Annotated in this window: 9 protein-coding genes; 3 read left to right on the top strand and 6 right to left on the bottom strand. The window is 42.0% G+C overall.

The window, feature by feature from the left end; translation table 11 throughout:
- Positions 1–194 precede the first annotated feature (194 nt).
- Positions 195–1,631: a sensor histidine kinase gene (locus DP116_RS12095; protein WP_246275599.1), complete on the top strand. Its 1,437-nt coding sequence runs from the start codon at positions 195–197 to the stop codon at positions 1,629–1,631.
- Between the two features lie 110 nt (positions 1,632–1,741).
- On the opposite strand, the gene DP116_RS12090 is transcribed toward DP116_RS12095, so the two are convergent.
- From DP116_RS12090 to DP116_RS12075, 4 genes are all read right to left on the bottom strand, one after another.
- Positions 1,742–2,995 (bottom strand): S-layer homology domain-containing protein, encoded by a 1,254-nt coding sequence (locus DP116_RS12090; RefSeq protein ID WP_169155421.1) that lies wholly within the window; start codon positions 2,993–2,995, stop codon positions 1,742–1,744.
- Positions 2,996–4,038: 1,043 nt separating this feature from the next.
- Entirely contained in the window at positions 4,039–4,728 is a 690-nt protein-coding gene (locus DP116_RS12085) for a conjugal transfer protein TrbI (protein WP_169155420.1), read from the bottom strand.
- Positions 4,729–5,176: 448 nt separating this feature from the next.
- Positions 5,177–6,445, bottom strand: a complete 1,269-nt coding sequence (locus DP116_RS12080) for an ISAs1 family transposase (protein ID WP_422614222.1) — start codon at positions 6,443–6,445, stop codon at positions 5,177–5,179.
- A 338-nt stretch (positions 6,446–6,783) separates the two neighbouring features.
- Positions 6,784–7,791 carry a DNA-methyltransferase gene (locus DP116_RS12075; RefSeq protein ID WP_169155424.1) on the bottom strand — a complete coding sequence of 336 codons (1,008 nt, stop codon included), beginning with the start codon at positions 7,789–7,791 and terminating at the stop codon, positions 6,784–6,786.
- Positions 7,792–7,871: 80 nt separating this feature from the next.
- On the opposite strand from DP116_RS12075, the gene DP116_RS12070 reads away from it, so the two are divergent.
- Together DP116_RS12070 and DP116_RS12065 are read left to right on the top strand one after the other, a co-directional pair.
- Positions 7,872–8,084 carry a helix-turn-helix domain-containing protein gene (locus tag DP116_RS12070; RefSeq protein WP_169155418.1) on the top strand — a complete coding sequence of 71 codons (213 nt, stop codon included), beginning with the start codon at positions 7,872–7,874 and terminating at the stop codon, positions 8,082–8,084.
- Positions 8,078–8,593 carry a PDDEXK family nuclease gene (locus tag DP116_RS12065; protein WP_169155417.1) on the top strand — a complete coding sequence of 172 codons (516 nt, stop codon included), beginning with the start codon at positions 8,078–8,080 and terminating at the stop codon, positions 8,591–8,593. Before DP116_RS12070 ends, DP116_RS12065 begins: the two co-directional genes overlap by 7 nt.
- A gap of 35 nt (positions 8,594–8,628) precedes the next feature.
- On the opposite strand, the gene DP116_RS12060 is transcribed toward DP116_RS12065, so the two are convergent.
- Both DP116_RS12060 and DP116_RS12055 read right to left on the bottom strand, forming a co-directional pair.
- Complete coding sequence (locus DP116_RS12060; RefSeq protein ID WP_169155416.1) at positions 8,629–9,144, bottom strand: PIN domain-containing protein; 516 nt, start codon at positions 9,142–9,144, stop codon at positions 8,629–8,631.
- On the bottom strand, positions 9,131–9,999 hold an 869-nt coding region (locus DP116_RS12055; protein ID WP_246275598.1), incomplete at its 5' end, for an ImmA/IrrE family metallo-endopeptidase. The genes DP116_RS12055 and DP116_RS12060, both read right to left, overlap by 14 nt.

Raw genomic sequence — 9,999 nt, 5'->3', positions numbered from 1 at the left:
AATCAATAGTTTTTAATCTTTTGATACAATCCGGTTAATTTATTTTTTTGTATAAAAACCAGAAGCGTTGAACAATATAATTCCTTGGAACGAACTGTTAGTTGCAAGATTCAGTTAAGCTTTGTTAAATGGGAAAAGCCAACTTTTGTTCCTTTTCGTCCGTATAGTCTGTCATTTTAAACAAGGGCTGAGAAATGTTAATGTCTGCCAGTTCTGAGTTTGTTGCTCTATGCCGAGAGCAATTGGCACTGTTAGCCCAAGGGCTGGAAGCATCTTTGAGCGTTGTTTATTTAACGCAAGAATTGATAGAGGCTTCGACAAGTGAAGCCAAGCTCATTCCTGTGGTCGTTTATCCAGAAACAACAGTGGAACAGCAGGGAGCTAGTGCTTTGGTATTGCCCACCTCAATACCCATCTCAAATCCTAACTGGGCTTCGTATCGTTCAGCTTCCGTCACCTTGGATAAAACACTACATTCTCGTACGGGTGATGTGTTCAACCAGAAACACAACCGCAATAACCGAAGGTTACTGAAAGCAGCAGAGGACTTTCCCGCACCATCACGAGAAACTGCGACAGGAGATACAGCACCACCGCATTCAACAGAGGAAGAAGAATATTTATTAAAGGGCGACCAAATTGTTTTACCTCTTGTTCATGAAGATGTGATGATGGGGTTGCTCGTCACAGTTAGAGAAGACCGAGTATGGAATGAACAAGAAAAAAGTCAAATAGAACGAATTGCCCAAACACTATCCCTTGCCTGTATTTTGGATCAGCGTCGAGCATGGTTGCACCAGCAATTGCAGCAACAACAAATTTTTCAAGAAAAACAGCAAGATTTACTAGATAATTTATTGCACCAGCTTCGCAACCCATTAACAGCATTGCGTACCTTTGGCAAACTGTTGCTGAAGCGACTGCGACCAGGGGATGCTAACCGCGAGGTAGCTACTAGTATTGTGCGGGAAAGCGATCGCCTCAAAGAATTGTTGCAACACTTGGATGAAGTTATTGACTTGACAACAGAAGATTTAGAACCATTAACGCTACCGCAAAAAGAAGTCCTTGTGGAAGCAAACGTACAAAAAGACTTTATAGCGCCACTCTTGTTGCCCGGTGCAGGAGAGAAAGAAGTTAATTGTTCTGTACTAGATATATTGCAACCATTGCTAGTATCAGCCAGAGCCATCGCTCAAGAAAGAAATTTGCAACTCATATCCGAAATTCCCCCTAACTTACCTCTGGTACGCGCTAACACCAAAGCATTACGAGAAGTACTCAGCAATATCATTGACAATGCTTTGAAATACACTCCCACTGGCGGCAAGATTTTAATTCAGACCAGACAAGAAAAACCTCATTTTCAAGGAATTGCCATCAGTGACACTGGTCCTGGTATTCCACAACAAGATTTAGAGCATCTTGGAGAGCGTCATTACCGAGGTGTTCAAGCTCAAACGGAAATTCCTGGTACGGGATTGGGATTATCAATTGCCAAACAGCTAATAGAACAAATGCAGGGCGAAATACAAGTTTTCAGCCCTGCTCTCACTTCGCTTAGATCATCACCTGATACACCAGGAACGACTTTTATTATTTGGTTACCTGTTGCTCATCGTGAGTACTAAATTTGAAGTCTTCCTGCAATGAATGCGCAAGAATTCTAATTGAACTTTCCTGGTTTTGAAAAACCAGGATTCTAAACTGATGTTATTACGTGGTCAATCTTGACTACTAACTATTTCAACGAAACCTGAAAGTTCTCACCAATAGTCATTTGTAGGTCGGTCTTTGGGTCAATGGCGATTAAGTCCACACTCTTCTTACCAAAAAACAGACCAACCAATCCACCAATCGCAGCCCCGCCTAGAACTTCTCCAGCACTAATAGCCTTATCACCAGTCACAATTGAAACTGCTGCTGCTGCACCTGCACCAAGTGCGGTATTCCTAAGAATTGTTTTTGTATTGATGCCCTTTTTGACGGTTTCGGTCTTGGTAATCACGTCAGTTGTCGCATTGATTGGATACTCTTGACCATTGTTGGTTAAAACGAGTTTTTGGGCGACGAATTGAGAACCGTTCTTGTCTTTGACGGGACGCAGCTCACCAACCACTTGACTGCCCGCTGGAATGACCAAGGTTCCTTTATCAGTGACAACGTTTTGCGCTACGGTGAGGGTTAAAGGAACTATTTCCTCCTTAGTCACAAGAATTTTTTCTGCTTTTTCATACCTTATGGGAATAACAGTTCCTTCAGGAATTGTCACCGCTACTGGTTTTGATGGAGTACGCTCAGCAAGAGCCACAATATAGGGTGAGTTAATTGCTGAGGCTTGATTGGAACTCACTAATGCTTGGTAGATAAAAGCTGCAACTTGTGCCCGAGTTGTAGTTACTTTCGGATTTAAGAACTTAATATTAGGGTAGTTTACGACAATTTGTTTTTCAGTAGCTGCAGCAACAGGGCTACGGGCATAGCCAGAAATGTTATTGGTGTCGTCGTAAGATTGTAGAATGGTGTCGGTATTACCGCTAACTTTGTAGTCTAAACCGCTAGACAGAGAAACTAAAACCTGTTCGCGAGGAATATTTTGGTTAGGCTCGAAACGATTGCCAGGATATCCAGACAAAAAACCAGTGGTATATGCCTCCTGAATCGCACTCGATGCCCAGTAGCTGCTTGGTACATCGTCAAATCTGACTGCCTGCCGTTCTGGCGCTTTTCGGAAAGCTTTGCCAATCATAGCAGCAAATTGAGCACGTGTGACTGCTTGTTCTGGCCGGAAACTGCCATCTGGAAAGCCAGCAACAATACCCCGCTGTGCCAATTCTCGAATAAACTCTGCTGCCCAATAGTTAGATTGAACGTCAATAAAACTTGTTTGGGCAAAAGATGCTGTGGGTATCACCAGAGGTGCGATAGTTCCTGTTGTGATACCCAAAATCATGAATGCAGCACATCCAGATTGCCAACGAAAGTGACCAAACATTTTATTCTTGCTCCCCACACAACCTGCTATTTTCTGTTAGTAAAATAGACTACCTTTGACTGAAGAGGTTCCAAAACACTTTGTTTTGGTTAATACTTTCGTTCAGCCAAAAGAGTCAATTAAAGGATAAAGAATGAAGTGTGAATAACTTCATTTTTCATCTTTCTTTTTTGTTTCACTCTTGGGATTTTATTCAGTTCATAACGCAATACGGTTCAGTTAAGGATTGCTCCTCCCTAGCCCACGCCAGTCGCTACAACGGAGGGAACCTCCGCAACGCGCTGGCTCTCCTTAAAAAGGAGGGAACTGAGCAAGCTTTTTAACTCTGTTGGGGGATTTTACAAAACGAAATACCACTAACTGAACTGTATTGGTTCATAACGAGTCGCGCCTAAAATTTGCACACTAATTCGTGCCGCTTCTCGTTTGTCATGAGTCATTAGTCATGAGTCATTTGTAATAACAAATGATTCATGACTGTCTTAACAAATAAATACGCAACGGTAGATGCGTATTAGTTTATTTATTTTCCTAAATGTTTCGCCAAGACGATTTCTCCGAAGCATCCCAAATGTGTAAATTCACAGGAAGGATGATTGCTTTGCTCTAATACGTTACTTATGCCCTCTGGGCACCCTGGTTTGAACGTGGCGAACGAAGACTTTTGGAAAATTGGGATGCTCCTGATTTATATGGAGTCGTAAGACGTGCGAGCGATAAAATAGTTGCAGAAAAATGACAAATTTTACATAAATTAGAATAAGCGATATCGCGGCTTTGCCCAATCACACGCAATATCCTCATCTGTGTCGCATTTAAATTGCATACAGCTAGAAGCTAGACCATTTACTAGCAGGTTGTTTTCTTCCGGATTTAACTTTAAAATTGCTGACTTACTTTGTCTTACTTTCTGTGAAAGAGGAGGGGTTGCTCTTCTGGCAGCCCCTTGGTAGTGTGAGGGCAATTGGGTAAAGCACCTTGCCCCTTTGGAGCAGTTATACTGCAAACAGATGGAACTCACGACCTAAATAATTAGGATAAGCCTAATAGTAGCCACGGGATACAAACAAACTAGAGCGTAGAGTCAGATCCAAATCTCCTCTTTGGGGTTCAATAACGATAACTTCAGTGTTTTTACGTCTGAGTAGAACACTTGCTGCTGCACCAGCACCTGCACCAAGTATAGGTTCGAGCGCTTGAATTTTGCGATCGCCTGTTATCAATGAAATCACACTAGCTGCACCTGCACCAATAGCAGCATCTTGGATGATTTTATCTGTTCTACCTCCTTTACTAATTTTTTCCTTTCTGGTAATGACACGAGAAGTTGCATTAATAGATTGTCGTTCACCATTAGGAAGTATTAAATCTTGAGCGACAAAATAAATCCCTTTTTCACCATTTCTGGTGATTGGTTGCAATTGTCCTTCAATTTCACTTCCTTCAGGAACCAACACATTTCGTGAACTGTCTACAAGGTTTTTTGCTACTTTCAGCTTTATACGTGTCGTTTCATCAGGAGTGACAACAATTTTATCTTTGTCGTATGTTATTGGTAGTGTAAATCCAGCAGGAATTGAAACTCTTCCTGTTGGTGCTTGGCTTCCTTGACCACGAAAGATGCTTTGTGCAGAAGCAGGAGCAAACATGAACATGGGTGCAATGGTGCCTGTTGTTATTGCCATTGCCATAACTCCAGCTGCTCCAGATTTCCAACGATGAAATTGACTCATAGTAAAGTCCTTTTGTTTTTTTCTGAATGTAAGAGACGTGCTGTTACTGAGATTGTTTCTGGCTCTTTTTAAACCTATCAGTAGGCATATTCCGAGTGAAAAGTGACTTGTGCGACGCTAACTAAGATGCAATTGTTCCTCTTTAATTCTTATACCGTTCATCTGCTCTTATGAAAAGTAACGAAGGATATATATGACGCAACTATTGTGAAATAGTTCCTGAATGCTTTGACATGCTCTATGTCCGACGATATATGTTCAGCAATAGGTAACGATAGGCTGAATCTAATCTCTTGTTTCTATTGTATTCTTTTATTATTGGAATGGTAAATTTGAAGACTAGTACATCTTTAGTTAATGAAAAGAAAAGGAAAAAGCTTATATTTTCCTATAAAGCTAAGAAGAAAGGTGAAGACAGTTTTAGTCCAGGGTAAGCGCGTCTCAAATGCTATTGACAAGCGGGTTTAGAGGTATCATTATGTTGGGATAAACAAGCAGCAAGAATAGTAAGCATATAATTATTATCCATTGCGGCTCGATTCGATTTTTGGCGATTACTGCGTTTCAAAGATTGTTCTCGATTCAAACCATTAAGAGCAATGCGTCGTAGTAAGGCAAGGTTTTGCGGCGCATGTCCTGTACGAACACGGCAAGCATCTTCGCTAAAAGTCATATCTAGAGTCCAATGCAATCCATTTTCAACGCCCCAATGGAGGCGGATAGCCTGCCCCAGTTTACAAGCATCACTCTCCAAACTAGTTAAATAAAACTGAACTTCGCGCGTAGTTTTATTCCACAGATGTCTTACTCGCACCACCATGACAACGGTTTGAAGTCCCACCCAATCGTCTTGATTATGTAGAGGTGGCAGTTGAGAAACCGGAACGCTCCAAACTTGTCGCTTTTCAGTGCGATGATGCCCTTTTTCTATCCGTTCGTCGTAGCTTACGGTTATGCCTTGAAATTGATCCGCAGCCGCTTGATCAAACCAAGTTTTGATCTGCCCATGAAGTGTTGGATGGTTGGCTTTAAGTGCTAAGACGTAATCAGCTTTGGCATTATATATTTGAGTAGCGATCTGCGCTTCGCAGCAGCGCTTCGCTATCGCTGTTTGTGTACCCATTGCATCAATGGTAATGATGCATCCTGCCAAGTCAAGCAATTCTAGTAATGCAGGAATTGCCGTGATTTCGTTAGATTTATCTGTCACCTTAACTTGTCCCAGCACAAGACGATGTTCGCTTGCCCATGCGCTTACCAAATGTAAAGCCGATTTTCCCTGTTCTCTATTGTAGGAACCTTTTAAAGTCTTACCATCAATGGAAACTACTTGTGCCCCTACTGTCTCAACTACCGATTGCACCCAAGCTCGACGAAAGCATCGCTCAAATGCTTTTGGGTTAATACGTTCAAACACTCGTCGAAATGTATCTGGACAAGGAATACCATTAGGTAGAGCTAAAAATTCCTTTAACCAGTCATGTTTGCTCAACCCATAGTTTTCCATGTCCTCCCACCCCTTACCTCCAGCGATCGCTGAAAATATTCCAATTATTAAAATATCTGTTAACAAATGGGCACGGGTTCTTGGTACACGCGGGTCTTCTATCTCACTAAAAAATGATTGCATTTGCTGTGTGAGCACAGTCGCATGGGCTATACTCAAAGGCTTAGAGCTTTTAGTTTGTACTTGATGAGATTTGAATCCTGATGCCACGAGACTGCCGCTTCATTTCACCTGTAAAAACTGCGGTGCCTCATTACTAATTGGTTGGTTTAGCGCCAACGATCTGGGCGCTAAGATGCCCCAAACGTGGATTTTTCTAAAAAAATGAGTATTTATACATGGGCGATTTTTCCGGAGGCTGGCAGATTTTTCAATATGCAGCAAGGCTTTTAGAGATTTAAATCAAATATGTTTCTTAATTAGCGTTGCTTGCGCCCAAAGCGAAGCGTGAGAGGCTCACCGGAATGCACCTGAGCGAATAAACCCGTAAGTTGCGTCATGCCCACAACACGCTATCGAACGGCGAATTAACCCTGTACTGGTGGTAGTTAAAAAAGACTGAGAAGGGTTTGCTTCTGATAAGTGTTCAAATCGACTGATTTTCCTGCACAAATCAGATTATAAATTTCCTGCATCTCCAAAGTGGTATTTTCTTTGGTTAAAAATCTGAACGCAGAAGCAGCCAGATATTCTGGCTGTTCTTCAAAAGCCAACCACAGACGATTTTCAGTTTGTGCCACCTGACCAGTAGTGTTAGAACCAGCAAAAATATCTACTACCAAATCACCTGGATCTGTCAGGAAACGGATAAAGAATTCAGGAAGTTTGGCAGGAAACCTAGCGGGGTGTTGCTTAACCGAAACTGCTTTACAACCGTCCATATATTGACCGTTAGATTCAGTATTAGAAATTTGCAACAGGTTAGACGGGATAGCTCCACCATTATCTTTGGCGAAGGCTTTACTAATATCATGACCAGAAGGTCGTACTTTTGGTTTGTAAAACTTGTCTGGATCTTCCAGCAATTTCTTCATGCGATCGCTGTAGGGTGCAAGGACTTTGGTCACGTCAGCCTTGGGAAACTCGGTTTTACTGAACCACCATACAGTATTTACCGAATCTTTAGCCCGCAGTTTGCGTTTGTTAACCCACTCAATAGGGCTAGGCAGTTTAGACGGGTTGTACCAATAAAAGTCTTCAGCTAACAAAAAACCAATGTCATCGCAAAAGCGTATAGGCACTCGGTAGTTGTACAGGCTGCGGACAGGAACCCCTTTTTCATAAGCCCCACCCAAATCCACTACAAAACTACCATCGTCACGCAGTTTTTTGTAAACGAGTGCGGCAAACTCGGTAAGCCAGTCCACATACTCGTGCTGTTCTTTGTTGCCGTATTCTTTCTTACGCTGAAGGGCAAAGGGTGGACTGGTGATAACTAAATTAACACTACTATCTGGTAATTTTTGCAAAAGTTCACGGGAGTCACCACAGTAGCTAGCTCCATTGTTGGTGAAATAAGCAGGGTTTATGTCTTGTAAGTGCAAAATTGGGTTCATCACAAATGATACTTATAATCTGTAGACGTAAAGTCGTCAGAGCAATTCCGGTATATAACCGAAAAAAAACAATTACCAAAATGAGGAAGTTATTTGCGGACAATCTACGAAAAGCACGGCAGGCTCGTGGCATCTCACAGCAGAGGCTGGCAGAACTGGTTGGCCTACGCCGTACTTACATTGGCTCAGTGGAGCGAGATGAAAGGAACATATCGATAGATAACATTAAGCGGATTGCTACAGCATTAGGTTTGAAAGCAGTGAATTTGCTAGGGAGGGACAAGGAGTGCTAAAACCACATCCTGATCTAGAAACGCTGGAGATACTGTTTCCTGCCATACAGCAGTACCAAGAATTAGCATCGAAGCACGGTATTAACGACATTTTTCAGGATAATGGTGGCAAATTATTGCAAGTTCTCCTGATACTTGGTTTGACTGTCCTTCCGGGGCGAGAGGGGAACGATGCTATCGATCTGGATGGAAATGAATACGAATTGAAATCAATGAATATTGAACTGACGAAAGGGTTCTCAACCCACCATCACATGAACCCTATTATTATTAACAAATATCGCAAAGTAGATTGGATTTTTGCCATTTATAAAAATATTGAAAGACAAGCAATTTATCGTCTCAAACCAGCAAAATTGGAACAGTTTTATACTGTTTGGGAAATCAAGTGGCACACCAATGGACAGAAGGATATTAACAACCCAAAAATTCCCTTAAAATATGTCGTCGAGAATGGTGAATTACTATACGGCACTCCTCCTAGCATCTCTCCGAAAAGAAGACGATAACATCTAAAGCACTTAGTTTAACCACATTTAATTTTTTAGCTCGTGCTATATTTCTGTAAACTTGTTGTCCAATCTGTCAAAACTTTGGGAGAAATGTGTTTACCCCGCTCGTTGATTAATGAATCAGCCATTTCCGTCACCTCTATCACTGTTTTGTGTGCTGTCTCTACCATCTCAGTTAATAATCGCAGTGTTCTGGTGTAGGCAACACCGTATGCCTTGCAGGTTTCAACAACTAGCCCATCATCACTAGCGCAAATCAGCAATTGATGACGGGCAATAGCAATTGTAGATCGATCCGCAACACTCAAAAGGGGCGCTCTAACGCTAAATTCTAGAAAACTGGCAAACATCTCTTCTGTGGAAAGAGCTAGAGGCGTTAAGTATTGGTTAGCAGCTTGGCGAGTTGGGGGTTCCAGTTGATCTGAGTCTAGAAGCTCCTGGGCAATGTACAACGGGCTGTAGTACCGTTGTAGCCACACCCACTCGTTCAGCCAGCGAAAATCAATCAGTGCGGTTGCGTCGAGAATTATTCCCTTAAGCGACTGCATAAACCTCATTTTCTTGACGACGCACCCGCAGTTTTTCAACAGTTAAGTTGAGAAGTTCTGCTGCTTTCATCTCTGAAATATTGCCCGATTTTAAGGACTGCCAAATTAGAAATTCATAACGTTCATTTTCTGGATAATCCGCAGCAGCTAGTGCTGGTGGTAATTCCATTGAGTTTTGCAAAGATGCACCATCATGCTGCTTTTTATAAATTGCACAGATTTTGGCTTTCTCTTTAGCAAAATCAATGATTTTCATTTCTGCTAAACGATTCAAGATGACTAGGTAGCTCACCCTAAAATGCCGTTTAAGTTTGACAATATCTTGGGTAAGTGCATACATCCGTTCAAATTCAGCTTGGGGAACTAGTAGATGACTAGCAAAGTAATCAGCTACTTTTTCTCGTGCTTTTTCTTCTTCTTTGGTTCCTTCTTCAATCAGGGTGTCTTGGTACTCTACACGATGGAAGATAAGGTGTGCAATTTCATGTGCAAGGGTAAACAATTGACGTTCAATAGTGATGTTATGGGTATTTACCAGAACAAAAGCACCTTCAATATCACTACAAGCACTTAGACCAAAGAAACCTTTAATGGGAACAGAGGAGCGTAAAACTTTTAAGCCGATTTCTTCTACAGACTGAAACAGATTGGCAATGGGAGCATCTCCCAAGCCCAGGCGATGACGAAACAAAGCAGCTATTGTCTGAATGTGCTTTTCATTGCCTTCTACTTGATGGCAAGGTGTACTTTCTGGGGTGTAGGTCGGTAAGCCAACGGCTTGTTCTAGGGCGTTATAAGTTTGCAGCATTCGTAGCACTTGGGCCGCAAACTGGGCATTTTTGTCAAAGGAAACCT

Origin of the sequence: Brasilonema bromeliae SPC951, assembly GCF_012912135.1 — a bacterium.
In the GTDB taxonomy this organism is placed as follows: domain Bacteria; phylum Cyanobacteriota; class Cyanobacteriia; order Cyanobacteriales; family Nostocaceae; genus Brasilonema; species Brasilonema bromeliae.
The sequence above is the reverse complement of the archived record's forward strand: the minus strand, read 5'-3'. Positions and strand labels throughout refer to the sequence as shown.